Below are 26,188 nucleotides of genomic sequence, written 5' to 3'. Positions count from 1 at the left end.
GGCGTGACAATGTGGGGGGATGACTGGTGTTCCCTCTGCAAACGTGTCTGCGCACGCCATGGTCGGGGTCGTTGGCGGCTCTGGTCTCTACGAGCTCTTCGAACGTGGCGAAGAGTTCGATATCGCCACACCCTACGGCGCCACCGTGACCGTCACCATCGGGCGGATTGGCGAGCACGTCGTGGCGTTCCTTCCTCGGCACGGGCGTGACCATTCGGTTCCCCCGCACCGCATCGACGCACGTTCTTGCATCTGGGCGCTCGCCGCGCTGGGGGTGAAGGCCATGATCTCTACCGCCGCAGTGGGCTCGCTCAACCCCGAACTGCCGGTTGGCACCATCGCGCTGGCCAGCCAGCTTGTGGATCGCACGCACGGCCGCGCAGATACCTTCTTCGAGGGCAACGTGGTCAGACACCTGCCGTTCTCTGACCCGTTCGATAATAAGTTGCGACAGGTGGCACTCAACGCGTGCCCCGAACTCAGCGACGGCGCAACGGTTGTCGTCATTCAGGGACCCCGCTTTTCGACGCGAGCCGAGTCTCATATCAACCGCGCTGGCGGCATCGATCTGGTGAATATGACGCTCTATCCCGAGATCGCGCTCGCCGCAGAACTGGGAATCGATGCCGCGGCTCTGTGCCTCGTCACAGATCTCGACACAGGGGAGACGTCTGAAGACGCCGTAACCGCCGACGCGGTCTTCGCCGTGTTGCGCGAAGCGAAGCCACGCTTGGTCGACGCGATCGAACGGATTGTCACAGCGTTGCCGGCCGACTACACCGCACGGGAGCTGATCGACCGTGCCGCAATCGACGCCGTGGTGAAGCAGTGACCCGCGTACTTGTCACCGGGGGAGCCGGCTTTATCGGCTCCCGGATCGTCGTCGCGGCGCTGGCGCGTGGCTGGGACGTGCGTGTCATCGATGCGCTCGTGCCCTCGGTGCACCAGACTCGCCCTGAGCTTCCTGAGGGAGTCGAATTCATCGAGGCTGACGTGACCGACGCGGCGTCGCTTGACCGTTGCATGCAAGACGTGCACGTTGTCAGCCATCAGGCAGCAAAGGTTGGCATGGGTGTCGATTTCAGCGACGCGCCTGACTACATGCATTCGAACGCTGTGGGAACGGCAGAGGTTCTCGCCGCGATGAGTCGAGCTGAGATCGGGCGGTTGGTGCTCGCCTCTTCGATGGTGGTCTACGGGGAGGGTCGCTACGTCGGTCAACACGGTGATGTGCGCCCCGGACCGCGTCGCGCGGAAGACCTGCACAACGGCATGTTCGAACCACGTGATCCCGCCAGCGGAGAGATTCTCAGCCCAGCTCTCACTGTCGAAGACGCCATTTTGGATCCACGCAGTGTGTATGCCGCGAGCAAACTCGCTCAAGAGCACCTCGCCACCATCTGGGCACATGAGGTCGGCGGAAACGTAGCCATGCTGCGCTACCACAACGTGTATGGCCCCGGCATGCCACGCGATACTCCCTATGCCGGAGTGGCAGCGATCTTCCGCTCGTCGCTCGAGCACTCACAGGCGCCTCGAGTCTTCGAAGACGGCGGGCAGCGAAGAGACTTCGTGCATGTCGATGACATTGCCTCGGCGAACGTCTCGGCGATGGAATGGACCGCGCGAGCGGATGCGGCACCTTCCCGAGCCTTCAATATCGGCTCGGGCACGGTGTCGACCATCCTCGACGTCGCTAGCGAACTGAGTCGCGTCTGCGACGGGCCCGCGCCCATCGTCACCGGTCAGTTTCGAGCAGCGGATGTGCGGCACATCACTGCGTCGTCTCAGCGCGCACGCGCTGAGTTGGCGTGGATGCCGTCGATTGATCTTGCTGAGGGGCTGCGCGAGTTCGCAGCATCCCCGCTCCGCGACTGAGAATTTGCGCTCCGCACCTGGCTTGCATTGCTCCTCAGACGCCGTTTCGGCCTAGGCGAATGAGCCTTCGCGGGCCCCCGCGCGGGGAAGAATCAGGTCGAAGCGGCATCCTCCCGGCACGTTGCGTACGGTGACTTCACCCTCATGTGCGGCGGCGATACCGCGCACAATGGCCAGGCCCAGACCAGCACCGCTTGAGCGCATCGGATACATTGCGCTGGTCTCTTGAGGCTGCGGTGTGCGAGCGGTCGCACCGCGCCAACCCGGATCGAACACGCGCGCGAGGTCTTCTTCATCGATGCCGCCACCCGTATCGATCACGGCGACGCAGGCACGGCCTTCTGTCACCGACGCGGCCACCGTGATCGGCGAGCCCTCCGGGGTGTGCTGAATCGCGTTCACCAAGAGGTTGGACACCGCCCGTGAGAGCTCCCGCGGGTCGGCCCGCACGATCACGGTCGCGCCGCTCTCGGATTCGATGCGGATCTCGCGACCGACCGAGATGGGGCGCAGGTCAGCGACGGTGTCACTGATGACGTCATAGAGCGAGACCTCTTCGAATGAGAGCCGCAACGAACCGGAATCGATCTTTGACAGCTCGAACAGGTCGTCCACCATCGCCGAGAGGCGAGAAACCTGCTCTCTCATCTGCCGGTGGTAGCGCTGAGGGTCGGCCGCGAGCTCGTCTTCGAGAGCCTCTGCCATCGACATGATTCCCGCCAGTGGGGTGCGAAGATCGTGGGCAATCCACGCCACCAGTTCACGACGTGACTCTTCGATGCGATGCTCGCGTTCGCGTGACTCTTCAAGCTTTGCGCTCATAGCGACCAGCTCGCCAGCGAGCGCAGTCAGCTCGCCGACCGATTGGGGGCCGACAGCATCCACCCGCTCGCCCTCGCCGATTCGTCGCGCAGCGACTGACAGCGATTTCGCGTTGCGCACGACAACAGCACCCAATCCCGCCACCAGCACCAGCGATACCACCCCTGAGATCACCGCTGCGTTCACTGCGACGGTGAGGTCGTGCGCCGAGATATACATCTGCCATGACGCACCGACGATGCTGAGGATCACCCCGACAATCGCGGCGAACACGAGCACAAGCACCTGCACGATCAGCGATGCACGTCGCAGCACGATCAGAAGCAGCACGGCGGCGCCGCCAACAATCAGAGTGATGACGAGCGCGAGGCCCGCTACGTGCATCAGTTCAGGGCCGGTCATTCGGTGTGTTCCTTGAGGTCCAGCCGGTACCCGATTCCCCACACGGTTGTGAGCAGCACCGGGTGAGTCGGGTCGGGTTCGATTTTTTCACGCAGCCGGCGCACATGGACGGTAACTGTTGACAGGTCGCCGTGCGTCCATCCCCAGACGCGTGAGAGCAGGTCTTCACGGCTGAACGCCTGGTTCGGGTGCTTCACCAAGAACGCGAGCAGGTCGAACTCTCGCACGGTCAGGTTGAGTAGCGCCGAGTTCATCATTGCCACGCGCGCGGCGGGGTCGATTCGGAACGGCTCACGGTCAAGAGCTGATTCAGGGGCCAGCTCTGTCAGCGACCGGCGCAACACCGATCGCACGCGCAGAACGAGTTCACGGGGGGAGAAAGGCTTCGTGATGTAGTCATCGGCGCCAGCTTCCAGCCCACGAATTCGGTCATCCTCGCTGCCGAGGGCCGTGAGCAGAATGATCGGAGTGGAGCTTGAGTTGCGGATGCGGCGGCATGCTTCGATGCCGTCGATGCCCGGCAGCATCCTGTCGAGAACGATCAGATCTGGCGAGATGCGTGCCTCGGCGTCGATCGCCGCGAAACCGTCAGAGACGCGATCAACGATGAAACCCGCCGAGCGCAGGTACTCCGACACGACCTCAGAGACGGTGGGGTCATCGTCGACGACAAGAACGCGACGGTCGGTGAGGTCATTGTTGGCCAACGATCGGGCTGGTTCAGACATCACACACTCACATTACGCCGGGTCAGGGCGTGATCCCGGGCCGAATCATACGCCGTTTGTGATCCGTAAGACTTCCTAGGTGACGAGGAGGTGTACGGGGCTTAACGTCAAAGAATGGTTCAGGTCGATCTTGTGCTCCCCTGCCTCAACGAGGCCGGAGCTCTGCCGTGGGTTCTGTCGAGGGTGCCCGACGGCTACCGTGCGATTGTGGTCGACAACGGTTCGACCGATGGTTCGGCAGACGTCGCTCGTGAGGCTGGAGCCACGGTGATCGCCGAGAGCGCCAAAGGGTTTGGGGCAGCGGTGGCTGCCGGAGTAGCGGCTGCGACAGCGCCGATTATCGCGATTTGCGATGCGGATGCCTCGCTCGATCCGGCGGAGCTGCCCCGGCTGGTCGCCATGCTCGATGACGGCGCCGATCTGGTGCTCGGCCGCCGAGTGCCCACCCAGCGATCTGCCTGGCCGTTGCATGCTCGCGTGGCTAACCGGGCGCTTTCCAGCCGCATCGCGCGCGTGTCGGGCGTCAAGGTGAGTGACCTGGGGCCGATGCGCGTGGCTCGCACTCAGGCACTCGTCGATCTCGACCTGCGAGACCGCCGAAGCGGGTACCCGCTCGAGATGGTCTTGCGCGCAGCCGCCGCAGGCTGGAACATTATCGAAACCGATGTCGCCTATGCGCCCCGCGTGGGACGCTCAAAAGTGACTGGAACCGTCAGAGGAACAGCGACAGCGATTTCTGACATGAGCCGTATTCTGCGCGAGACGAACGGATGACCGCCGTCGTCGTGATTGCCAAAGAGTGTGTACCGGGGCGCGTGAAGACCCGGCTATCGCCGTCGTTCACGCCCGAGCAGGCGGCGAGAATTGCTGCAGCAAGCCTTGCCGACACGCTTGATACGGCCCGCGAGCTTGTTGCCGATCGCCACATTCTGTACTTCGACGGTGATGCCTCGATGACCCCCCACAACGGGTTCGAGGTGATTCCCCAAACGGGGGAAACCCTCGATGAACGCCTCGGTGCGATCTTCGATCTCATCGACGAACCGATGCTGCTGATTGGCATGGACACCCCTCAGCTGACACGAGCCCACTTGCGATGGCCCGAGCGCACTGACGTGGTCTATGGTCCGGCGTGTGACGGCGGCTTCTGGGCGCTGGGCATGCGTGAACCACGCGGCGACGTCATTCGCGGGGTTGCGATGTCGCAGTCCAACACCGGAGAACTCCAGCTGGCGGCGCTCGAAGGGGCTGGACTCAGCGTCGAGCACCTGGTCACGTTGCTCGACGTGGATCTCGCTGCAGATGCGCACAGCGTTGCCGCAGAAGTCCCCGGCTCGCGTTTCGCGCACGCCGTCAGCGAAGCGAGCGCGCTGCACGCGGCAGGGAGCGACTCATGAGCACGCTGATCTCCTTTGGCGCAGGTGGCGACGAGCCCTACGCCCTGCTTCTCGGCGCAACCGGCAGTTCAGCCCTGGCGCTGCGTCGCATCGATGACCCCACTGGCACGGTCGTGCTCGACGTTGAAGGATGGCGATCACCCGCCAACGCCGTCGACCTGGCGGTGCTCGCAGATCTTGAAGGGCCCTTGCTCGACGTCGGCTGTGGCCCCGGTCGCATGGTGCGCGCGGCCGAAGAGAACGGGCTAGCGGCGCTCGGGATCGATATCTCCGCGGATGCTGCGGCGCTTGCCGCGACGAATGGCACTCCCGTGCTGCGGCGTTCGATCTTTGAGAGACTGCCGCTCGAGGGCTTGTGGGCCACAGTGCTGCTGATGGACGGCAATATCGGCATCGGTGGTGACCCTGCGGCTCTGGTTTCACGATGCGCGGAGCTGATGGCCGACGACGGCTGCCTCGTGGTCGAGGTTGATGTTGATCCGGAGCTTCTCGACTGTGCGGTGTACACCGCTGTCGGCCAAGATGGCCATGAGAGCGCGCCGTTCCCCTGGGCGCGCGTCGGGTCAGCGGCGCTTGCCCGTCTGGGCAGTCTCAGCGGATTGGTCGTCGCAGACGCGTGGGCCGACGGTCTTCGGCGGTTCGTCGTGTTGCGCAAAGACCGCGCATCGAGCGCACCACAGCAGTAGAGGCGCGAACGCGCCATGACCCGGTCAGTGCCGCGCACTGCGGGTGCTTGGGTGTGATCACGCTTCTGTGCGTTGCGCGTCCAACCGTCTCGCTAGCACCGCGTGCAGCAGCACTGCGGCCGTCGCGGCGACAGTGAGCACAAGCAGGAAGACCGCGAGATTGAGCGCGTAGTTGAGGGGAAGCACGCTCGGATTGGCGGTGCCGATCGCGTCCTTGACGATCTGGGGAATCACGACCAGTGAAACGATCGCGCCCACTGCAAGCGCTACCTGAACGATCACGATCGAGGCGAACGGCACTCGCGTTGCGGCCTTGCGCCCTGCCATGACAACGCCAAACACCAGACCCGCGATGAGCACGTCGTGCACGACGAGCGCGGCAACCAGCCAGGTGATGATCGCCAGGTACTGATCCGGCCGCACATCGTTGGTGAAGACCACTCCGCCGACGATCATCGCGAGAATGCCGATAGTGATCAGGGCGATGCGTGTCGCTCTCATCAGATCACCTCGATCGTGCTGAGCCATTTGGTCTGCAGCACTCCGGGTCGGCCGGGGGCGATGATCCGGGCGGGGTAGCCGTGATCGATGTCGAGTGTTTCGCCGTAGAGCTGCAGGGCAACGAGGGTGAGCTCATCGCGGACGAACTCTGGTTGCATCTCGGTCACCCCGAACCCGCCGCGCTCTTGCAAGCTTGTGATCCGCACGTGCGCGTCAGCGGGCGCGCCCACCGCGTCGAGCAGATCTCGCAGGCGCGGCCCTCGCCACGGTGCGTACTGGCTCCAGCCTTCGACGCAGGCGATCGGCAGCACGACCTCGTGCTGCGGGAGGCTCCCGAGGCGCGCGAGCGAGAACACTTCTCGCGCGCCACCGTAAGAAACGGCGAGCGTCCACTCGGGAGCGACAGCACTCTCGAGCACCCCTGCCGCGCTGGCCGTGCGGTTGACCGGAAGACCCTGCGGGCCGACACCCTGTTTGCGGGGCGCGAAGAGGTTGGTGGCGTCGAAGATCCGAAACGACTGGCCCGCCGTGAGCACCACGACCGCGCCCACAGCGGCGCTGACCGCGGTAAGAAATCCGCGTCGAGAGGTGCGGGCATCAGCAGAGTCATTCGCCGGAGGCGGCGTCTTGTCCATCCACGCGAACACCCGCCCCGTCACGCCGCGCGTCGGTGTCTCACCCGTCAGACGCTGCAGTTCGTCGGGCACGTCAAGTGCAGCATCCGGATCATCTTCTTCGTCAACGCGCTCGAGCACTGATCCGTCATCGTGATACGAGTCGCGTTTGCGCCAATACCGTGCAATGAGCGGGAGCTTCACGCCGATGTGAACCGCGAGGGAGCCGATGATGACCCAGCTCAAGGCGTAGTGGGTGAGACGAAACGAGAAGTCGAACCACGCGTATGCCTGGTAGGTGTTCAGCAGGCCGATGGTGATCTGAACGAGGGATGCTGACACCAGCACCGCGATCGATGCACGTTCGAGCAGGTGGGTGAAGGAACGAAGCGGGGGGCTCTGGAACAGCTCGGGAAAAACCGTGTACAGCTTTGCCAGCAGCAGGGGAAAGCATGCGATTCCGGCAGTGATGTGCAGGCCTTGCGAGACCTGATAGATCCACACCGGCCGGGTGGGAAAGACCATCCACGGCGCGGGGTTCTGCAGAAAGTGGCTATACAGCCCGGTCGCGAAGCACAGCAGGAACGCGAGTCCGAGCAGACGCCCGATGACGACAGCCATGCGCGGATTGCGGTCGGGCGCGGCAACGGAGTGCCTCACTTGGTGCAGCGTTCTTTGCACGCGCGCGGCAACGGGCATAGTGCCACCTCCTTCTCGTGCCGACTCTATGCGGCCTGGTGCGCGGGTGTGGGCAGGGAATGTGACGAAGCAGAAACGCTTCACGTTCGAGACTCGTAAGGTCTTGTTCCCGAGGTTTTCGGCGTCACTCTCTAACCTCTAAGAGTGACGACCGAACCCTTCGCCGCGGCTACGCCGCGCAGTCGTGCCGCCACGGCGGCCCCGTGGATTGGATTGGGCATCTCGCTGGGGCTCATCACCCTCGCCATGCTCGTGCCCTTCGTCACCGGCCTCAACGTGCACATCAGGTACTTTCCGCCAATCCACGCGCAGTGGATGCCGCGGGTCGGCCCGGGAACGATCGCTGCCATCGTCTTCGCTGGGTTCGCGATTCGCTATGCCTCGGTTCTTGCGGCGCGGCTTCGCTGGCGATGGTTGTTGCTCGTCGCGTTCGGAGCGAGCCTGTTTTGGATGCTGGCTCTTGCCACCGTGGACGGCCTCGACGGCATCAGCACGATTCTTGAGCACCAGTACGAGTATTTGCGCACGGCGCGGGAGGTCACCGACTTCGGCGCAGTGCTGAGCCGGTACATCGCGCATATTCCGCTGGACTCGGTCGACAACTGGCCCGTCCACATTGCCGGTCACCCGCCCGGGGCGCTGCTGTTCTTCGTGATTTTGGTGAACATCGGCCTCGGCAGCGGACTGGCTGCGGGGCTGGTCGTCACCGTGATTGCTGCGACGACCTCGGTTGCGGTTATGGCGACGCTCCGCCGCCTCGGCGCAGAAAGCGCCGCGCGCAAAGCTGCGCCGCTGATCGCCCTCGGACCAGCGGCGATCTGGATGTCTGTCTCCGCGGACGCAATGTTTGGGGCGGTAGCCGCGTGGGGATTGTGTCTGCTCGCGTATGCAGCGATGGCAAAGTCGTGGGGGCGAACCGCGCTGTGGGCGGTAGGGGCGGGCTTGGTTCTCGGCTATTGCGTGATGATGTCGTACGGCCTGCCGCTGCTCGGTGTGCTCGCCGTGGCCGTGCTGCTGGTCGCGCGCAACTGGACGCCCTTGCCCTGGGCAGCCGTCGCGGCTGTTCTCGTCGTGCTTGCGTTCGTGGCCGGTGGCTTCGTGTGGTGGGATGCCTATCCGGTTCTGGTCGAGCGCTACTGGGACGGAATCGCTAGCCGTCGTCCGGCCTGGTACTGGATGTGGGGAAACTTCGCAGCGCTCTCCTTTAGCGCCGGCCCACTTGTGGGCGCTGCCGTTGCGATAGCGATCCAGCGGTTGCCGCGAGTGCGCTCAGCGATCACGGCCGAACGGGTGATCATCTTCTTGGTGACAGCCGCATTCATCACAGTGCTGTTGGCTGACCTTTCGCAGATGAGCAAAGCAGAAGTCGAGCGAATCTGGTTGCCGTTTGTGCCATGGTTGCTCGTCGGCACAGCTTTGCTCTCTGAACGCTGGCGCCGATGGGGCCTAGCCGGGCAGTTGACCTTTGCGATCGTGGTGCAACATCTGCTTCTCACCAGTTGGTGATCGGACGGCACAGTCAAGAGGATTAGCCGCCGTTCACCGGGTTGTCAAGCCGGAGACAGATGGTGCAGCTGGCTCGTAGTCTCCCTGCAGGAGGTTCAACACCATGGCTACTGAGTCCACATCTGAACAGAAAAACAATCGCCGTTCAGCCCCCGGAGGCGCGGGTGCCAAAAGCACACGACGCCAGAATGCCGAGAAGGGTTTCGTCGCATCCAAGGGCCTGCGAGAGAAAATGCAGGCGGTGCTTGTCGATTTGCTCGAACTGCAGTTGCAGGGCAAGCAGGCGCACTGGAATGTCGTTGGGCACAACTTCCGCGACACCCATCGCCAACTCGACGAAATCATCGACGCCGCTCGCGAGTTCAGCGACACGGTCGCCGAGCGCATGCGCGCTGCACGCGATCCCCGATGGTCGCAGCGATACCGTTGCCGCGACCACCACACTGCCTGAGTTCCCGCAGGGTGAGATCGATACATCAGAAACCGTTGATCTGATCACCGCGCGTCTCGACGCGACGGTCGCAACAATTCGCGAGGTGCACGATCCGATTGACGAGGAAGACCCGACGAGTGCAGACATTCTGCATGCGGTTCTCGAGAAGCTCGAGCAATTCGCCTGGATGGTGAGCGCCGAGAACCGAAAGCCCGCGCGTTCGTGACATGGCGCCGCTGACGCTCGATCCACGCGGCAGCGCGAGCCCGCTGGTTGCTTCAGCACTCGGCGCGGCGGCAGACGTCGACCACTTCGGGGTCGACGTCGCCGCCACGCTGGAGTGGTGCCGCGATGTCGGACAGCATGCTCCCCTGGTGGGAGAGGGCGGTACCCGGCAACTCTGGGAGCTTCTCGCCTCGACCGCACGGCAGAGCGTCTCGGCGGCGAGGATGCTTGAGCCCCACCTTGATGCGCTGAGTATCCTCGAGCAGTCGAGTGACCTGGGCGCAGCGGGCGATGCGGCTGGCCTCGAAAGCGTCGAGGTCACGACACATTCCACGTGGGGGGGTGTTTGCTGCAGAGGCGGCCGGTGTGCGCCTTGATGCGATTCAGAGAGCGGACCGGTGGACCGTGTCGGGCACAAAGCCTTGGTGCTCGCTCGGAGCCGGTCTGACGCATGCGCTCGTCACCGCGACTCGAGACGATGGCGCGCGGCAACTCTTCGCCGTCGACCTGCGAGCAGCCGGTGTTGAGGCGCATGCCGGACCCTGGTTCGCGCGCGGTCTGCCCGACGTGGTCAGTGCGCCGATCACTTTCGACAATGTGGTGGCTGTGCCCGTCGGGGAACCCGGCTGGTACCTCACTCGCCCCGGCTTCGCCTGGGGTGGCATGTCGGTCGCGGCCTGCTGGTGGGGCGGCGCCTCGGGAGTGGCAGAACCGTTGCACGCGGCGGCGGCGTCCGCTCGAGCCGACCAGCTTGCGCGCGTACACCTGGGAAACGCTGATGCCGCGCTCTGGGCCGCGCGCGCCACTTTGAACGAGGCCGCGGATCTCGTCGATTCTGGAAATGTGAGAGCAACCGAGGCCAAGACGCTTGCGGGGCGCGTACGGTCCGTAGTGGCAGTCTCTGCGACCCGGGTGCTCGCAGAGACTGATGCTGCTCTCGGCCCGGCCCCTCTTGTCGCCGATGACGCTCACGCGGGCCGCGTCGCCGATCTTCACCTCTACCTGCGCCAGCACCACGCGTCGCGCGATAGCGAGCGTCTCGGGCGCGACCTTGTCGCGGAGGCAGACTGATGGTCACCTTCACGCATCTGGCGCCGGGAACTGCAGAGCAGGAGTGGCGTGCCGAACCACGGTTCGCAGCGCTACCCGAATTAGACCCGGAGCTCGACCATCTCGTGGTTGTGGCAGCCCACCCAGACGATGAAACACTCGGCGCGGGCGGCTTGCTCCATGAGGTGCATCGCCGCGGCGCGCGCGTCACGGTCGTCGTGGCGACGGACGGCGAGGCCTCCCACCCGCACTCCCCAACGCATTCGCCCGCCGAGCTTCGTACGCTCCGAAGGGACGAGGTGTCGCGGGCTTTGGGCATGCTGGCGCCCGAAGCCACGCTGTGCTTTCTCTCGCTGCCAGACGGGTCGTTGCGCGAGCACGAAGCCACACTGACCGCTCATCTGGTGCGAGTCCTCGATGATCTCCCCGATTCGGAACGCGTCGTCGTGGTTGCTCCCTGGTCGGGTGATGGTCATCGCGACCACCGTATTGCCGCAGGTTGCGTGGCGCGCGTGGTTGCGGGGCGAAGGGTCAGACACTACGGCTATCCGGTGTGGCTCTGGCATTGGGGTTCTCCCGATGACATGCCCTGGAACCGCTGTCACGGGCTCGGGCTCACTCGGCATGCGCACGCGGCGAAAGCGCACGCCATGCGCACGCACAGCTCTCAGCTTGAGCAGCTCTCTGATGCTGATGGCGATGAAGCGATTATCTCGTCCGTGATGCTCGAACACTTTTCTCGGGCCACGGAGCTGTTCATCGAGGAGGAACGTGTGGCTGCCGACAACGCATCGCTGACGCGACAGTGGTTCGACGACTTCTACGCCCGCCACGAAGACCCGTGGGGCTTCGATACGCGCTGGTACGAGGAGCGCAAGCGTGCCATCACGATGTCGTGCCTGCCCGCGCGATCCTTGGGCGAAGTCTTTGAGATCGGGTGTGCCACAGGTCTGCTCACCGAGCAGCTTGCCTCTCGTGCTCGCTCGGTACTGGCGATCGATGCGACCCAAACTGCGGTCGATCGAACGATCGCGCGTGTTCACGCCGACGGGGCTGTGACTGTGCGTCAAGCGATGGTGCCCGAGTGGTGGCCAGAAGGCACCTTCAACACGATCGTGCTCTCTGAGGTGGGGTACTACCTGTCGCTAGACGAGTTGCGCGAAACGATCGGACGGATCGAGTATTCCCTCGCGTGGGACGGCTATGTGCTCGCAGGTCATTGGCGGCACCCCGTCGAGGATTATCCGCTCACCGGTGATCAGGTGCATCGCGAGCTCAGAAACGTGATGTCGTGGTCGCGGATAGCCCTTCACGAAGAAGAAGATTTCGTACTCGAAGTATTCACTCGTTCACCGGCAGTCTCGGTCGCGCAGATGGAGGGTTTGAGATGAGTGTTCTTCCACTCGCGGCAGTGGTTGTTGTGGTGCCCGTACACAACGAAGAAGCCTTGCTGGCTCGGTGCCTGCAGTCGTTGCATACGGCTATACGGCAGATCGATCTGCCGTGTGAAGTCAGAGTCGTTCTGGACGCGTGCACGGATCGATCCGCGCAGATCGCGTCGCGCTTCCCGTTCGAGGTGATCGAGGTTGCGACAAATGCGGTGGGGGCTGCGCGTGCGATTGGAGTTGCGGCCGCGCTCGCCGACTTCGACGATATCGACGCGGAACGGATTTGGATCGCCGCTACCGATGCGGATTCCCAGTTGCCACCGCAGTGGCTGACAGCGCAACGCGCACTCGCCGATATCGGTAACGATGTCGTGGTGGGAACGGTACGCCCGGACTTCGCAGATCTTTCGCGCCGCCACCGCTCGCTGTGGTTGCAGACCCACATTCCCGGCAAGCCAAACGGTCACGTCCATGGCGCGAACCTGGGTGTCCGTGCCAGCACATATCTCGTCGCTGGTGGATTCCGCGCCGTCGCCGAGCATGAAGATGTGGGCCTTGTCGCGCAGTGTCGAGCCGTCGGTGGTGTGGTGGTTGCGAGCGACGCCGCGGAGGTGCTCACGTCGGGTCGCTTCGAAGGACGCACGCCTGGTGGGTACGCAGGGTATCTGCGCAATCAGGCGGCCGAGCTGCGGTCGGCACATGCGGCGCTCGATGACCAGTGCACGGCGTAAAGGGCGATCACGACATGGCCATCGAGATTGTCATCTCTGCTCTGCAACCGGCGGATGCGGGCGAGGTGCTGACCGTGCAGCGAGCCGCGTTCGTGTCAGAGGCGATCATCTATCGCTCTGTCGATATGCCGCCGTTCACGCAAACCCTCGCGGAAGTCGAAAGCGAACTGCGTGAGACGCAAGGCTGGGCGGCGCGCGTCAACGGCCGGTTGGTCGGTGCAATACGTGCACGTAGCGCCGGCGGCCGGCTGCTGATCGGGCGCATAGCAATCGCGCCTGATATGCAAGGGCGGGGAATCGGGCAGGCCCTCCTTGAGGCTGCAGAGCGCAATACCCATGCGGTGGAGGCCGAGCTGTTCACCGGCAGTCTGAGTGAGGCAAACATTCGGCTCTATGAGAGCTGCGGCTACGTGGAGTCGGAACGAGTCGATAAGGGCGACGGTATCGAGGAGATCTATCTGCGCAAGAAGCTGCGAAGCTCGCCGTAGCACGCTACTTCTTCAGCTTGACGAACGCGGTGCCGACGATCAGCGCCCACACTGGGAACGCCCACCACACCAGGCTATTCGCCCAGCTGTCAGACTCCGCGACGGTATAGAGAAAGCCGCCCGCGGTGGTGCCGATGATGCCGCCGACGGCGTGCGCGAGCCCGAGCACACCGAAGTAGCTGGCGACCGACCCGGCGTGGGTGAACCCAGCGGCGACCGCGTTCATCACCGGTTGGGCGAGCATCTGCCCCACCGTGAAGATGCCGACACCGACGAGAAGCCCCGCGATCGATGACCATAGGCCCATCACCGCGATTCCACTGCCCAGGGCCAGCGCCGCAAAAGCCAGAATCTTGTATGACGAGAATCGGGCGGTGGCGAACTTCGTGGTCGGGAGCATAGTGAACACCATGAGCACCGCAGCGCCGGTGTAGACCAATCCCACGCCTTCTGGGCCGGGCAGTACGTCACGGGCGCGGATCGGAACAACGAGATACAGCTGCGTGATCATGACTGACATCCCGCTGGCCACAAGACAGAAGCGCATGAAGGGACGGTCGGAGAAAACGGTGCGAAATGAGGTTCGCTCTTTTGCCGAGGTCGACATGCCGCTCGGCAGGCCGATCAGGGTGATGAAGAATGCGGTGAGGAAGAGCCCGGCTGCTCCGAAGCTGACGAGGGCGAAGTCAGCACCAGCGAGCACACCGCCGACGACCGGTCCAACGATGAAGCCGACGTTCGAGACGAGTTCGCGGGTGGAGTACACGCGCACCGTGTCACGCCCCTCGGCGAGCGCCGAGTAGGCGGCATAGCTCGCCGGATGAAAGAGTGCACCGCCAAGGCCGGTGAGGATCGATGCGATGAGCAGTAGTTCGGGAGTGTCGACCGTTCCGAGCGCAGCGAACCCTGCGGCGCGGATGAGCACGCCCCCGAGAATCGCTCTTTTGTAATCGATGCGGTCGGCAATCCAGCCGGTGATGGGCATCAGCCCGTTCTGCGCAGCCGAACGCACCGCGGTGAGCACAGCGATGAACGCGATGCTCAGCGAGAGGTTTTCAAGCAAGTGAAACGCAAGCAGGGGGATGAGCATATAAAAGCCCACCGCCATGGTGAAGGTGTCGAGGTACAGCACCCACAGTGCGCCCGGGGTATTGCGCAGACCGGCCCAGGGGGCTTTCACTCTGCAGCGGGACTATCGAGCTGATAGCCCCAGATACGCAGTCCGGCGTACACCGGCAGTGAAAGTGCGACGAAGGGGATGAGGGTCGGAAGCAGTGCGCATCCCACGGTGATGGCGGCCCCGACCACGAGCATCGCGAACGACCTGCCAGGGTGACGCAGCAACATGTTGCCCACCTCGTTCATCCACTCACGGCGGGTCTCGTCGGCAAGCCGCGATGCGGCCACTGGCACCGCCAGAAGCATGAGCAAGAAGACCACGCCGATGGGAACTGCGGCAGCGGCAAACACGATGACCAGCGTCGATGATCCTGTGGTCATCTGCACCAGCAAGAAGAAGACGTCTGCGGCGAGCACAAGTGTGACGAACGCGGCGAAAATGCCCAGCGGCAAAGACCGCCGCCAGGTCGAAGCGAACTCGCGGAAGGTGTTGGTGAACACAGCGTCGTCTTTGTCGCGCATCCACCGCGTGAGCGCACGAGCGAGGGCGATCATTGCAGGGAGTGCCGTGATGATGCCTAAACCAAGCAGGAACGCCGCGACGCCACCGAGAACGATGTTCGCGGGGGTGGCCAAAGCGCTCAGCAGACTCGATTCCCAACGGGACTTTCGAGCAGGCGGCCGAGCGCGCACCATGGTCATTCCTCTCCAGTGCCAGTGGTACGGGCGTTGAAGCCGACCCCACTGATCTGCGGTTCATCGATCAAGCTATCGCGACCAGCAGTGTCGAGCGCAACCACTTCGGTTTCATCGCCGCGCGTGATGCGAACGATCACCTGCGAACCATCGACCTCGCACGTGACCTTGGCTGAGGACTCATCGTCCCATCGTTGCGATTCGAGCACCGTGACGAACTGTGCCCGCTCGCGCGGTGCGGTGGTGCGCTTGAGCGTGTACTGCACTTTGCTGATCGCAAGACTCGGCGTTGACGACGTCGGGTTGGCGTGCACGGCTGTCTCGACGACCTCGATGTGTGAGTCATCTTCGAAGAACGTGATCGGCATAACGCCGTTTCCCGCTTCAGCGCGCCACCGTAGCGGCGAGATCTTGAGCGGATGGTTCTGTGTCTGCAGCAACCACGTCCACGACCGGGCGGTGCGTGCAATCAGATCATCGAGAATCACGAGTGATCCTCGAGGGGTCAGCACCAAGTGCCGGCGAATCTGCTCGATGTTCAGCGACGGGTCGTACATCGCCGACGTCTCGCTCACCGCGTGAGTCCACCCCTTGCCGAGCGTGGTCGTAAGGATCGATGCAGTGTGCTCATAGGGCAGGTTCTCGAAGATGTGGTAACGGTCTTCGTTCACGAAGCCGTTGCCGTCGACGAGCACGCTGTTGTGGTGCTCGGTGAGCTTGCGGGAGGAGTAGCCCTCATCAAGTGCTAGGTACGAACCGTTTCCGATCAGTACGAAGGTTCCCGAATCAGGGTGGTGATGTCCGGCGTTGAGCGTGACCCATCCGGTGTCGAGCTTGTGCTGGTGCGCATTCTCCCACGCCTTGTGGCCGCCACCGGGTGAGGCCTTGAACGAGACCATTGTGGCGTCTTCGCGCCAGGAGGTGCGGCCGATGACGAGACCGAGGTCTGCGAAATAGCGATTCAGAGGCAGGTGTTCTGGGCCGGATGCTTCCACGGTTGGGTCGAACCAGAGCAACTCTTGGTACGCCTCGGCACGCACTCCCGGGCGCACGTCACTTTCATACGCTTCACGCCAGAAGAACTCCTCGGCGACCTTGTCTGCGAGCCACTGCGCCTGCGGCAGCCGATACTCAGAGGCAAGTTTGTAGTACATCGACACCGAGTGGCCGCTGCGACGGTCGTGGCAGTCGCCGTGGTCGACGATTCGCTCGAAGTCCGGGGCTGCTTGATACAGGCGATACCAGAAGGTCTCACGAAGGTACGGGCTCTCTTTGAACCAGTCGATGCCTTCGGTTTCCTTGAGCATGTCGAGGTAGCTGACGAGCCACGGCACACCGTAGCGCCAGTAGACGACGCCTTCGTTGTTTGAGCCGTCTTCGGGAAGCATCTCGAATACGGTTTTGAAGTTCGCCTTTGCCCTCTCGGTCCACTCCTTCGCCTCAGGGAATATTCCTTGGAGCGCATAGCCCGCTGTGGCGAGTCCGGCGTAGCAGATCCAGTTGTGATTCTGCCAGTACGAAGACGACCACCACCCGCCCTCGGTTTCGACAGCGAAGGAGTAAAGGCGCTGCCCCTGCAACAGCAGTTTCTGCTCCAGAGCATCACGTTCTTCGGGCCGCAGCGCATCTCCGGCCCAAGACAGGGCAAGCGAGAAACCGTGCAGAATCCACCCGGCGTCGAGGTCGTGGTCGGGAAGGTTAGCTTTGCCCCAGTGGGGGAACGAGAGCGGCGGAGCGAGCCAGCGCCGCAACTCATCCAGATAGTGAGCTTGGCCCGTGAGGCGATAGGCGAGAGCAAGGCTGGCCGCGGCGGGACCGAAATAAGTAATCGAGGCGAGTGGATGCTCCTGGGGGAGCGCGATCGACTTGTAGCGTTCGCACTCTTCGAGCAGGCGCCGAAACTGCGGAGCTCGCGCTCCCGTGAGTTCGCTGCGCAGCTGCTCTTCGCGTCCGTTGATGAGGAGGGGATGCATTATCGGGAAACCTCGATGTTCCGTGTGTGTCCGTCGGTGAACTCGACGAGAAGGGTGGTCGTGGTGGCGGTGGAGTCGATAACGGAGGCGCTACGCGGCGCGATGCCGTCGAAAAAGTAGAGCGAGACAAATTCGGCGACGTCGCCGGTGCATGTCCAGTCGCCGACTGCCTGCAGGGCCGCCGGGTCATCGGAGGGCCCGCGGCCCGCCGATTCGACGAGGGTCGAACGATACGTCGAGAGGTGCACACCGACGAGCTGCGAGCCGGCGGATGCTTGCCAGGTTGACTTCCACGTGGCATCCAGCGCTTGAATCGTAAACGGAACCGCAGGACGCAGCGCCAGGGTGATTTCGTGCTCGGAATGGTCTTCTGACGTGACGCGAAACGCGTCGGCCAAGATGCCCTCATTGAGCACGAGAGATCTCGTCAATGTGAACCCGTCGTAGGCGTCGGTGCTGGTAGCGCTCACCGTGCCAGACGCGGCATCCCAGTGGGTGATACTCGCGGATGCCTCAGCTTGATCGTGGCCATCGATGCGAACGGTGGGATGAGCCAGCGTGCGGGCGTAATGGCCGTGGCGCAACGCGCTCGCATAAGGGGGGACACCGGGAGCGGGCTGCCAGGGTCCGTTCTCGCCGTAGAGGTAGAGCGCAAGCTTGTCGAAGTGGCCGTGTGCACCGCCGTGCGGTCCGGCGTCGAGAACCGCAGTGAAGCGTTCACGCGGTTCGCGCAACACGACGAACCCGGCATCAGCAAAGTGGATGGTCGCAGGTTCTGCTGTGCTCAGAACCGCGGCGGGTGCGTCGCCGAACCAGCCGTCGAGCAGATCCTCGAGGCCGTCGTGTTGGTCATCGAGTCGCTCGCGAACCCAGCGCTGCACGGGGTCGAGCGCCACTAGATCGCCGAGCTGACCCGCAAGCATCACGATCTCGAGCACTTCGCGGTGCATAGGGATGCGATCGTAGGGACCGTCGTGGATGATCGGCAAGCGTCCGTCTGGCGCAGCGATAGCGGGCAGTATGTCGACCATTTTGCTGAGTATCGCGACGATGTCGGTCGGGATGCTGCGAGGGTCGATCCCGCGCAGCGCGAGCAGATACGCCCGCAAAACGAACACGTGATAGTAGGTCGACCCTTCCCACTCCCACCCGTCGTCGAAGACGGCGACACGCATATGCTCATACACGCGCGTCTCGAGCGTGTCGTCAGGCGCCGCGAGATTCCACGCGACACGAGCGAGGTGAAGCAGGCGCCTCGACGCGTCAAGCCACGCGGTGTAGTTGCTTCGAAGGTCATCACGCTCGACGACGAGAATGTGGCGAGCTTGCTCGATGGTGTCGATCAAGCCCACCAACATCGCGTCGATCTGCGGAGCGAGTTCTTCGTCCGAGGTGCGTCGCGCAGCAAGGGCGATGACGGAATCAGCGATGCCGACCGCCCACTGTGCCTCAGAGAGCGCTTGGGAGAAGAGCTTGCCCTGCAGCATCCACGCTTCACTGCCTTCGTTCCATCCGCTTGAGGCGACATCGGCGTAGAACAGCGCATATTCGGTCAGGATCTGCAGGGCTCGCTGACGATCCAACTCTTCGCCGGACACGCGGTAGCGGTGCGCGTGCAGGCGTGCTTCGCGGGCGAGGCCTTGATGCAGGTAGACCGTCCACGCTGCGTCGAAAGGCTCACCCTGAAGCTGGCAACCGCGTGAGCAAGGGTAGATCGAACCGATAGCCGGCTCGAGTTCCATCCCGTGCGTCGGACACACGTAGTCGTGCCACCAGCCGCCCCGGCGAAGAGGGACCAGACTCATCGGAAGTTGAGCCCTCCGTTGATGTCGATGACCTGACCGGTCACGTACGACGACAGATCAGACGCGAGGAACAGGGTGACGTCAGCAACATCGTCGGCGGTGCCGGCACGGCCCAGCGGAATGCCCGCGATTATGCCCGCCTGCGCGGTCGACGGCGTAAAGGTGTTGTGGAATGCCGTCTCACCGATGAAGCCAGGGGCGACGGCGTTGACGGTGACATTGCTCGGTGCGAGCTCCTTCGCGAGACCACGTGCGAAGCCGACAATGGCCGCCTTCGAGGCCGCGTAGGCGACTGATCCAGCACCGCCGCCGTTTTCTGATGCAAGAGATGACATCAAGACAACACGGCCATTGTTGGAGGCCTTGAGCAGAGGAACGGCGCTGCGCGTGACAAAGAAGGTGCTTGAGACGTTGACGCCCATAACGGCATCCCAGTGCTCGTCGCTCATCTCTTCGACCGTTGCGCGGCCAACGAGGTGGCCAGCGTTGTTGACGAGGATGTCGAGACCCCCCAAGAACTCGGCGGCGTCTGCGACCAGTGCGGTTGCTTCAGACGACACGGTGAGGTCGGCCTGGCTGCTCTTGGCCCGGCGGCCGAGCTTGGTGATGGTTTCGACAACCTCTTGTGCTCCGTCTGCGCTGTGTGCGTAGTGCACCACAACGTCGGCGCCTGCTTTTGCCAGAGCGAGGGCGATGCCTGCTCCGATGCCAGCGCCTGCTCCGGTGACGAGCGTGCGGCGCCCGGTGAGATCAATCTGCATGAATTCTTTCCGTTCTGGTGAGACGTCGAGGACTATTTGATGCCCGCGTTGGTGAAACCTTGGATGAAGTACTTCTGGGCGAAGATGAACAGCAGCACCATCGGAACCGTGGCCATCGTTGTTCCCGCCATGAGGTACGCCCACAGCGTGTTGTCGAGCTGTTGGAAGACCGCTAGACCGACCTGGATGACTCGCAAGTCATTGCTCGTCGTGACCAAGAGGGGCCAGAGGAAGTTGTTCCAGCTCTCTTGGAAGGTGAGCAGACCCACCGTCGCGATGGCGGGCTTGATCAGCGGGGTGTAGATCTGCGCGAAGATCCGGAACTCGCCGAGTCCATCGAGTCGAGCCGCCTCTTCGAGTTCGCCGGGCAGTGAAAGGTAGAACTGACGGAACAAGAAGATCGCGGCGGCACTGAGGCCACCCGGGATGATGAGGGCCCACCAGCTGTTGAGCCAGCCGATGCCGCCCTGGCCGAAGATGTCATTGCCTCCGAAAAGAGGCATGAACTTGACGATCAAGAACTGCGGGACGATCTTCGTGTAGGTCGGGATCATGAGCATGGCCACGAACGCAAGAAAGACGACTTCGCGACCGCGGAAATACACGCGAGCGAGCGCATACCCCGCCATTGAGCCGAGCACGAGCGTGATGGCGGTGTGGCCGATCGAGATGATCAAGCTGTTTCGGAAGTACAGGTCGAACGGCGCAGCTTTGAGTGCATCCGCGTAGTTGCTCCAGAGCCATTCCTGCGGGAGGAAGGTCGGGGGGAACTGTGCGAGTTCGGCTGGCGACTTCACGCTGGTCAGAATCATCCAAATGAAGGGGATGAGCATGAAAAGCGATCCGAGGATCAAGAACGTGTTGAGCAAGATGCTGTTGCGCATCTTGGCGCGCGGGTAGTGGCCGCGCTTGGGTGGTGGCGGTGCGGCGTTGTTGTCGTCAATCGCGGCAGCGCGCAGTGTTGTGATGCCCATCAGTCGTCTTCCTTCGTTGCACGGCGGCTGATCAGAGTCATAACCAAGAGGAACGCGAACAGCACGACTGACTGAGCGGATGCCATTCCCATTCGGAACTCTTGGAAGGCGGAGCGGTAGACCTCGTAGGTCATCATTGTGGTGGCGTTCGCTGGACCACCGTCGGTCAGCACGTAGATCTGGTCGAAGACCTGGAAGGCGCCAATGATCGAGATGACCAGCACGAAGAAGGTGGCGGGTTTAAGCATGGGAACGGTGATCGCGAAGAACTTGCGGATCGGGGATGCTCCATCAACCGAAGCTGCTTCGTAGAGTGACTCATCGACGTTCTGAAGTGCGGCGATATAGATCAGCATCTTGATGCCGATGCCCTGCCAAGCGCCGACGACGATGACCGAGGGAAGAGCCCAGTCAGGGTCGACGAGCCAGGCTTGACCGGGAAGTCCGAAGAGCTCAAGAAACGCGTTGAGCAAACCGTATTGGGGGTTGAAGATCCAGAGCCACACCATCGCGATAGCGACCGTCGCAGTCACCTGCGGAATGAAGAATGCGGTGCGGTACCACTTCTGCAGCTTCAGTCCTTGGTTCAAAGCCACGGCAATGACGAGGGCCACGGCCATTGATACAGGGACTGTCCAGAACGTGTAGACGACGGTGTTCCAGATTGACTTGAGGAATACCGGGTCGGACAGTGTTTCGATGTAGTTGTCGAACCAGATCCAGTTCGGAGCCGAGAATACGTTGTAGTCGGTGAAGGACAGATAGAACGTGGCGAGCACCGGAATCGCGGTCCAGAGCCCGATGTGGATCACCGAGGGGGTGACCATCAACCACCCGGCGCGGCGCTTCTTGCGTTCGGCGAGCGTCAGCCCTCGCTTGCGTGGCGGTGCTTGCGTTTTTGCACCGCCCGCGGGGGGTGTGACGCGAGCGTTATCGCGCCGAGGCGTTGTCGTTGTCATCATGCCCTCATTGGTATGGATGGATTGAGTAGGTGGTCTGGTCGGGCGATGGCGGGCACCGCCCGACCAGACCTTCGGGATCAGCGGTCGATGGCGGTCTGCATCAACGCAGCCAGGTCGTCGAGTGCTTCTTGCGGTGTCTTCTGCTCGAGCAGTGCTTCTTGTACTGCCGGAGCGACGTCACCGCGTACTTCGAGCCAGGCGGCGGGGCCGCCCTCGCGCTGTGCAACGTCGAGGTTCTCCATCGCGAACTGCACGAAACGGTTCGACTGCACGTAGTCACTTTCGAGCAGGTCGAGCAGAGCAGGCACGTTGCCTCGCTGTTCGTTCGCTGCCAGTGCTGCGTGGGGGCTCGAGAGGAACTCGAGGAGTGCCTGCGCCGCTTCGGGGTGTTGCGAGTTGTTCGACACGGTGGCCAGCGTGCCGCCGAAGAACATGCCGGGCGCGGCGCCCTCGATGATGAACGGCTCGAGGTTGTCGACCATCTCAGGATCGGCCTCAAGGGTCTGCGTCCACAGATTGTTGTGAGCGATACCCATGGCCGCGCGGCCACTGATCAGCGGGTTGACGATGTCGTCGGTCGAGGCGAAGCCGATGTCTTCGACCTCGTACTCGTTGACCAGGTCTGTCATGAGCTGCAGTGCGGCGACGCCCTCAGGCCCGTTGAACTCGGGAACGGTGTTGTCTTCGTTGAAGATTTCGCCGCCGGCTGAGAACAGCATGGTGAAGTATGCCTGTCGCGCGTCGAGCGACATCATGTCGAAGCCAGCGCGCGTCAGCTTGCCGTTGCTCTCGCGAACGGTCGTCGCCTCGGCAATCTCGATCAGTTCGTCCCAGCTGGTGGGGGGAGCGTCGTAGCCTGCCTCTTCGAGGATGTCCATGCGAGCAACCCCGAATCGCGTGTCGAGCATGATTGGAACGGCGTACACGTTGCCATCCCACATGCCGGCTTCCACGATTTCGTCGGTGTACGTCTCTTTGAGCGATTCTTCGGTGAGGCCGCCTTCGCTGAGGTCAGCGAGGATGCCTTTGTCAGCAAAGCCTTCGATCCAACCCACGCCCATCATCATGACGTCGGGAACCAGACCACTGACCACAGCGGTCGTCAGCTTCTCGTTGAGGTTTCCGTAGGTGGTGTAGTCAACGCTCACGGTGACGTTGGGGTACTCCTCGTAGAACTGGGGCAGCAACTCCCCTTCAAGAAGCTCCTGTCCGGGCGAGCCCTCGAAGATCGGGGTGAGCAACGTGATCTCGCCGCTGACCTCGTCTGGGTCGACCGAAGCATCGGTGTCTCCGGATGAGCATGCTGCGAGAGCAACGGTGAGCGCGGTGACGGCAACAATGCCGGCGGCGCGGACAACAGTGGGGGACTTCATGTTGGTCCTTTCGGTTGTTACAGATGGATGGCGACTCTGCCTCACGAGGACGACTTCGTCTCGCGTTCCGCTTCCGAGGGGATCTTGCGCGATGGGAGCGGTGTAACGATGCACTGAACATAAACGACCTCTGGGGCCGAGTCAACCCGTGAAATCATGTGGTTATCGGAAACTCATGAATTCGCGCGGCTATTGCACGGTGAAATCTAGTGTCGAGTTAGTAAATCGTTACACCACTTCCGTAGTATGCTGTTCATGACACCGATCGAAGGAGATGCGGTTTGGCGAAAGTAACCATCCAGCAAGTGGCGAAGGCCGCTGGTGTATCCGCAAGCACTGTCTCCAACGTGCTCAACGGTCGATCCGACCGCATGGTGCAAGCCACGCGAGAGCGCATCGACAAAGCGATTGCCGAGCTCGGCTACCGACCCAACCGCGCAGCTCGCCAACTGCGCAACGGGCGCACCCAGACCATCGGTCTTGTGGTGCCCTCGGTGGGCAACCCCTTTTGGGGCGCGTTCGCCCGCGAGATCGAGCTGGCCGCAGTGGCAGCCGGTTCGAGCGTGCTGCTGTGCAACAGTGAACGAGACCCCGATCGCGAGCGGCGCTACGTCGAAGAACTCTGGGAAGACGGCGTGCGAGGCATCATTTTGTGCACCTCGCTTGCTTCGCTTGACTACATCTCGAACGTCATCGATGAAGGTCTGCAACTCGTCACGTTTGACCGCCCTGCCCAGCCGGGCGACCCAGAATCTGTCGTGAGTGTCAGCATCGACAACCATGTCGGCGGGTACCTCGCAGCATCCCACCTGCTCGAACTCGGCCACACCCAGATCGCGTTCGTCTCAGGATCTATCCAGTCTGTCAACCGTGCTGCCCGCTATCGCGGATTCTGTTCCGCGATAGAAGAAGCGGGTCTGGACGTGAGTGACATGCCGATGTGGACGGGATTCGAAACCCTGCCTTTTGGCGACGTGGAGGCGGCAGAAGTGGGGAGAAAAGCTGCGCACGATCTGTTCACCGGCGACGCCGCACGTCCCACTGCGGTTGTGGCGATCAATGACATGACCGCGCTTGGATTCTGCCGTGGCTTGAGAGACCTCGGGCTGAAAGTGGGCGAAGACGTCTCGATCATCGGCTTCGACGACATCGTCCTCGCGGATCTTTATGACCCCCCGCTCACCAGCATCCGGCAGCCGATCAAGCGCATGGCTACGCTGGCCATGGAAGAAGCAGTATCTCAAGACGGCGGCGCCGGTAGCGAAGTCGGACGCTCTGTGCTTCTTCGTCCTCAGCTCGTCGTGCGCGAGTCCACGAGGCCGCCGAAGGCAAGAAACGAACATGAGGTTGCGAACGCAGTGGAAGGTGCACGATGAACACGCGGTCAGAGATTCCGGCGAGGCTTCGACAGATGCCGATTGTGGCGGTGCTGCGCGCCGATCGAGCGCAGGCCTATGCCCCTGTGGTGCAGGTATTAATCGATGAAGGCGTCGTGTCGATTGAGTCGACCCTGACAACACCCGACACGCTCGCTCACCTGCCCCAGTTGCGTGAGCTTGCCGCTGGGCGTGCAGACATCGGGATCGGCACCATCACATCTGTGGAGCAGGCAGACGCGGCGATCGCCGCTGGCGCTGACTACCTCGTCACTCCCGTCACCGACGTCGAGATCATCAAGCGCGCAGTAGCGGCAGACGTTCCGGTCTTTCCGGGTGCAATGACTCCCACCGAGGTCAATGCCGCGTGGCAAGCCGGAGCGACAGCGGTCAAGTTGTTTCCCGCAGGCACTGTGGGGGCATCGTTTGGATCACATCTGCGTGGACCGTTCCCTCACCTCGAGTTCGTGCCATCGGGCGGAATCGGTCTCGATGAAATTGAACCCTGGCTGCGTGCGGGCGCGGCGGCGGTCAGTCTCGGCTCACCTCTGCTCGGAGACGCCCTGCGTGGCGGATCGACCGACACACTGCGAGAGCGGATTCGCCGCACGGTCGCCGTTGTTGACCAGGCGCGAGTACCGCGATGACAGATCAGCGACCGGTTGTGACTTTCGGCGAGAGCATGATGCTGCTGGCCACACCGTCTGTGGGCGCGTTGCAACACGCTTCGTCGATGACAGTGCGTATCGGCGGGGCTGAGAGCAACGTTGCTATTGGTCTGCAACGACTCGGCGTGCCGACGGTGTGGATGAGTAAACTCGGGGCCGATTCTGCTGGCGACCTCGTTGAACGAGAGATTCGCGCGGAAGGTGTCACGGTCGTCGCGTCTCGTGATGCCGGGGCGCCAACCGGACTGATGCTTAAGGAGCGTCGCACACCGACGTCGACGCGGGTCTCTTACTATCGCGCCGGCAGCGCGGCGTCGCGGGCCACTCCGGACGATCTTGACGAGGACGTCATCCGCTCCGCCGCTTTGCTCCATCTGACAGGGATCACCCCTGCGCTATCGGCGTCAGCGGCTGAACTGACACTGCAGGCTGCCCGCACCGCCAAAGATTCCGGCGTGCGAGTCTCTTTCGATCTCAACTACCGCAGCACGCTGTGGTCGGCTGCCCGTGCGCACGAGTTCTACGCGGCTATCCTTCCGCTCGTCGACGTTCTGTTCGCAGGTGATGATGAAGCGGCGATCGCCCTAGGGCACAACGCTGCGCCCGCGCAGCTTGCTCGAGAGCTCGCAGCACGTGGGCCTTCAGAGGTCGTCATAAAGCTCGGTTCGCGGGGTGCGCTTACCCTCGCGCACAGTGAGATCACGTCGCGTGACGCGGTTCACATCGACCCGGTAGACACTGTAGGCGCGGGTGATGCGTTCGTCGCGGGGTACCTTGCGGAACTGCTCGCTGCAGCATCCATCGAGCAGAGGCTCGAGACAGCCGTCGCCGTCGGTGCTTTCGCCTGCCTCTCGCCCGGAGACTGGGAAGGTGCTCCCCGTCGTGATGAGCTGCGCTTGCTTAGCCCCGACGATCCAGTCGCGCGCTGAGGCC

General features: G+C 62.9%; 26 protein-coding genes and 1 pseudogene. 15 read left to right on the top strand and 12 right to left on the bottom strand.

The window, feature by feature from the left end; all coding sequences use genetic code 11:
• The first annotated feature begins 19 nt into the window (after window positions 1-19).
• Window positions 20-832: an MTAP family purine nucleoside phosphorylase gene (locus AB0O81_RS12485; protein ID WP_363584734.1), complete on the top strand. Its 813-nt coding sequence runs from the start codon at window positions 20-22 to the stop codon at window positions 830-832.
• Complete coding sequence (locus AB0O81_RS12480) at window positions 829-1,878, top strand: SDR family NAD(P)-dependent oxidoreductase (protein ID WP_363584732.1); 1,050 nt, start codon at window positions 829-831, stop codon at window positions 1,876-1,878. Before AB0O81_RS12485 ends, AB0O81_RS12480 begins: the two co-directional genes overlap by 4 nt.
• Window positions 1,879-1,929: 51 nt before the next feature.
• Here AB0O81_RS12480 and AB0O81_RS12475 read toward each other — a convergent pair whose 3' ends face one another.
• Both AB0O81_RS12475 and AB0O81_RS12470 read right to left on the bottom strand, forming a co-directional pair.
• Window positions 1,930-3,102: a HAMP domain-containing sensor histidine kinase gene (locus AB0O81_RS12475; protein WP_363584730.1), complete on the bottom strand. Its 1,173-nt coding sequence runs from the start codon at window positions 3,100-3,102 to the stop codon at window positions 1,930-1,932.
• Window positions 3,099-3,830: a response regulator transcription factor gene (locus AB0O81_RS12470; protein ID WP_363584728.1), complete on the bottom strand. Its 732-nt coding sequence runs from the start codon at window positions 3,828-3,830 to the stop codon at window positions 3,099-3,101. Before AB0O81_RS12470 ends, AB0O81_RS12475 begins: the two co-directional genes overlap by 4 nt.
• Window positions 3,831-3,944: 114 nt before the next feature.
• Between AB0O81_RS12470 and AB0O81_RS12465 the strand changes: the two genes are divergently transcribed.
• From AB0O81_RS12465 to AB0O81_RS12455, 3 genes are read left to right on the top strand one after another with little or no spacing between them, the layout of a single operon-like run.
• Entirely contained in the window at window positions 3,945-4,604 is a 660-nt protein-coding gene (locus AB0O81_RS12465) for a glycosyltransferase family 2 protein (protein ID WP_363584726.1), read from the top strand.
• Window positions 4,601-5,227, top strand: a complete 627-nt coding sequence (locus AB0O81_RS12460) for a DUF2064 domain-containing protein (protein WP_363584724.1) — start codon at window positions 4,601-4,603, stop codon at window positions 5,225-5,227. Before AB0O81_RS12465 ends, AB0O81_RS12460 begins: the two co-directional genes overlap by 4 nt.
• Window positions 5,224-5,913 carry a methyltransferase domain-containing protein gene (locus AB0O81_RS12455; protein ID WP_363584722.1) on the top strand — a complete coding sequence of 230 codons (690 nt, stop codon included), beginning with the start codon at window positions 5,224-5,226 and terminating at the stop codon, window positions 5,911-5,913. Before AB0O81_RS12460 ends, AB0O81_RS12455 begins: the two co-directional genes overlap by 4 nt.
• 57 nt (window positions 5,914-5,970) lie before the next feature.
• On the opposite strand, the gene AB0O81_RS12450 is transcribed toward AB0O81_RS12455, so the two are convergent.
• The gene (locus tag AB0O81_RS12450; RefSeq protein WP_363584720.1) at window positions 5,971-6,414 is read right to left on the bottom strand and encodes a hypothetical protein; all 444 of its coding nucleotides are present in this window, start codon (window positions 6,412-6,414) and stop codon (window positions 5,971-5,973) included.
• Entirely contained in the window at window positions 6,414-7,727 is a 1,314-nt protein-coding gene (locus tag AB0O81_RS12445; protein WP_363584718.1) for a molybdopterin-dependent oxidoreductase, read from the bottom strand. Before AB0O81_RS12445 ends, AB0O81_RS12450 begins: the two co-directional genes overlap by 1 nt.
• Before the next feature lie 144 nt (window positions 7,728-7,871).
• On the opposite strand from AB0O81_RS12445, the gene AB0O81_RS12440 reads away from it, so the two are divergent.
• The 7 genes and pseudogenes from AB0O81_RS12440 to AB0O81_RS12410 all read left to right on the top strand — a co-directional run bounded on the left by AB0O81_RS12440 (window position 7,872) and on the right by AB0O81_RS12410 (window position 13,548).
• Window positions 7,872-9,233, top strand: a complete 1,362-nt coding sequence (locus AB0O81_RS12440) for a hypothetical protein (RefSeq protein WP_363584716.1) — start codon at window positions 7,872-7,874, stop codon at window positions 9,231-9,233.
• Between the two features lie 103 nt (window positions 9,234-9,336).
• A pseudogene (locus tag AB0O81_RS12435) lies at window positions 9,337-9,892 on the top strand (DNA starvation/stationary phase protection protein).
• 1 nt (window position 9,893) lies between these two features.
• Window positions 9,894-10,268, top strand: coding sequence for a hypothetical protein (locus tag AB0O81_RS12430; protein WP_363584714.1), 375 nt, complete (start codon window positions 9,894-9,896; stop codon window positions 10,266-10,268).
• A complete protein-coding gene (locus AB0O81_RS12425) occupies window positions 10,258-10,962 on the top strand; it encodes a hypothetical protein (RefSeq protein WP_363584712.1) in 705 nt (234 codons plus the stop codon). Before AB0O81_RS12430 ends, AB0O81_RS12425 begins: the two co-directional genes overlap by 11 nt.
• The gene (locus AB0O81_RS12420) at window positions 10,962-12,332 is read left to right on the top strand and encodes a bifunctional PIG-L family deacetylase/class I SAM-dependent methyltransferase (RefSeq protein WP_363584710.1); all 1,371 of its coding nucleotides are present in this window, start codon (window positions 10,962-10,964) and stop codon (window positions 12,330-12,332) included. The genes AB0O81_RS12425 and AB0O81_RS12420 overlap by 1 nt, the downstream gene beginning before the upstream one ends.
• Window positions 12,329-13,060 (top strand): glycosyltransferase, encoded by a 732-nt coding sequence (locus AB0O81_RS12415; RefSeq protein WP_363584708.1) that lies wholly within the window; start codon window positions 12,329-12,331, stop codon window positions 13,058-13,060. The genes AB0O81_RS12420 and AB0O81_RS12415 overlap by 4 nt, the downstream gene beginning before the upstream one ends.
• 14 nt (window positions 13,061-13,074) lie before the next feature.
• A complete protein-coding gene (locus tag AB0O81_RS12410; protein ID WP_363584706.1) occupies window positions 13,075-13,548 on the top strand; it encodes a GNAT family N-acetyltransferase in 474 nt (157 codons plus the stop codon).
• 4 nt (window positions 13,549-13,552) lie between these two features.
• Here the strand turns inward: AB0O81_RS12410 and AB0O81_RS12405 are convergent, their stop codons facing one another.
• The 8 genes from AB0O81_RS12405 to AB0O81_RS12370 all read right to left on the bottom strand — a co-directional run bounded on the left by AB0O81_RS12405 (window position 13,553) and on the right by AB0O81_RS12370 (window position 23,211).
• The gene (locus AB0O81_RS12405; RefSeq protein ID WP_363584704.1) at window positions 13,553-14,728 is read right to left on the bottom strand and encodes an MFS transporter; all 1,176 of its coding nucleotides are present in this window, start codon (window positions 14,726-14,728) and stop codon (window positions 13,553-13,555) included.
• Window positions 14,725-15,369, bottom strand: coding sequence for a DUF624 domain-containing protein (locus AB0O81_RS12400; RefSeq protein WP_363584702.1), 645 nt, complete (start codon window positions 15,367-15,369; stop codon window positions 14,725-14,727). The genes AB0O81_RS12405 and AB0O81_RS12400 overlap by 4 nt, the downstream gene beginning before the upstream one ends.
• Window positions 15,366-17,336 (bottom strand): DUF4962 domain-containing protein, encoded by a 1,971-nt coding sequence (locus AB0O81_RS12395; protein ID WP_363584700.1) that lies wholly within the window; start codon window positions 17,334-17,336, stop codon window positions 15,366-15,368. The genes AB0O81_RS12400 and AB0O81_RS12395 overlap by 4 nt, the downstream gene beginning before the upstream one ends.
• Entirely contained in the window at window positions 17,336-19,141 is a 1,806-nt protein-coding gene (locus AB0O81_RS12390) for a heparinase II/III family protein (RefSeq protein WP_363584698.1), read from the bottom strand. The genes AB0O81_RS12395 and AB0O81_RS12390 overlap by 1 nt, the downstream gene beginning before the upstream one ends.
• Complete coding sequence (locus tag AB0O81_RS12385) at window positions 19,138-19,902, bottom strand: SDR family NAD(P)-dependent oxidoreductase (RefSeq protein ID WP_363584696.1); 765 nt, start codon at window positions 19,900-19,902, stop codon at window positions 19,138-19,140. The genes AB0O81_RS12390 and AB0O81_RS12385 overlap by 4 nt, the downstream gene beginning before the upstream one ends.
• Before the next feature lie 32 nt (window positions 19,903-19,934).
• Window positions 19,935-20,876 carry a carbohydrate ABC transporter permease gene (locus tag AB0O81_RS12380; protein ID WP_363584694.1) on the bottom strand — a complete coding sequence of 314 codons (942 nt, stop codon included), beginning with the start codon at window positions 20,874-20,876 and terminating at the stop codon, window positions 19,935-19,937.
• Window positions 20,876-21,838, bottom strand: coding sequence for a sugar ABC transporter permease (locus tag AB0O81_RS12375; protein ID WP_363584692.1), 963 nt, complete (start codon window positions 21,836-21,838; stop codon window positions 20,876-20,878). The genes AB0O81_RS12380 and AB0O81_RS12375 overlap by 1 nt, the downstream gene beginning before the upstream one ends.
• Before the next feature lie 77 nt (window positions 21,839-21,915).
• Window positions 21,916-23,211, bottom strand: a complete 1,296-nt coding sequence (locus AB0O81_RS12370) for an ABC transporter substrate-binding protein (RefSeq protein ID WP_363584690.1) — start codon at window positions 23,209-23,211, stop codon at window positions 21,916-21,918.
• A gap of 281 nt (window positions 23,212-23,492) precedes the next feature.
• On the opposite strand from AB0O81_RS12370, the gene AB0O81_RS12365 reads away from it, so the two are divergent.
• From AB0O81_RS12365 to AB0O81_RS12355, 3 genes are read left to right on the top strand one after another with little or no spacing between them, the layout of a single operon-like run.
• Entirely contained in the window at window positions 23,493-24,587 is a 1,095-nt protein-coding gene (locus AB0O81_RS12365) for a LacI family DNA-binding transcriptional regulator (RefSeq protein WP_363584688.1), read from the top strand.
• Window positions 24,584-25,234: a bifunctional 4-hydroxy-2-oxoglutarate aldolase/2-dehydro-3-deoxy-phosphogluconate aldolase gene (locus tag AB0O81_RS12360; RefSeq protein ID WP_363584686.1), complete on the top strand. Its 651-nt coding sequence runs from the start codon at window positions 24,584-24,586 to the stop codon at window positions 25,232-25,234. The genes AB0O81_RS12365 and AB0O81_RS12360 overlap by 4 nt, the downstream gene beginning before the upstream one ends.
• Entirely contained in the window at window positions 25,231-26,184 is a 954-nt protein-coding gene (locus AB0O81_RS12355) for a sugar kinase (RefSeq protein WP_363584684.1), read from the top strand. Before AB0O81_RS12360 ends, AB0O81_RS12355 begins: the two co-directional genes overlap by 4 nt.
• Window positions 26,185-26,188 lie beyond the last annotated feature (4 nt).

The sequence above is a fragment of the Microbacterium sp. NPDC076911 genome, assembly GCF_040687125.1.
Classification (GTDB): domain Bacteria; phylum Actinomycetota; class Actinomycetes; order Actinomycetales; family Microbacteriaceae; genus Microbacterium.
Note: the sequence above shows the minus strand (reverse complement) of the source record. Positions and strands in the feature narration are given on the sequence as shown.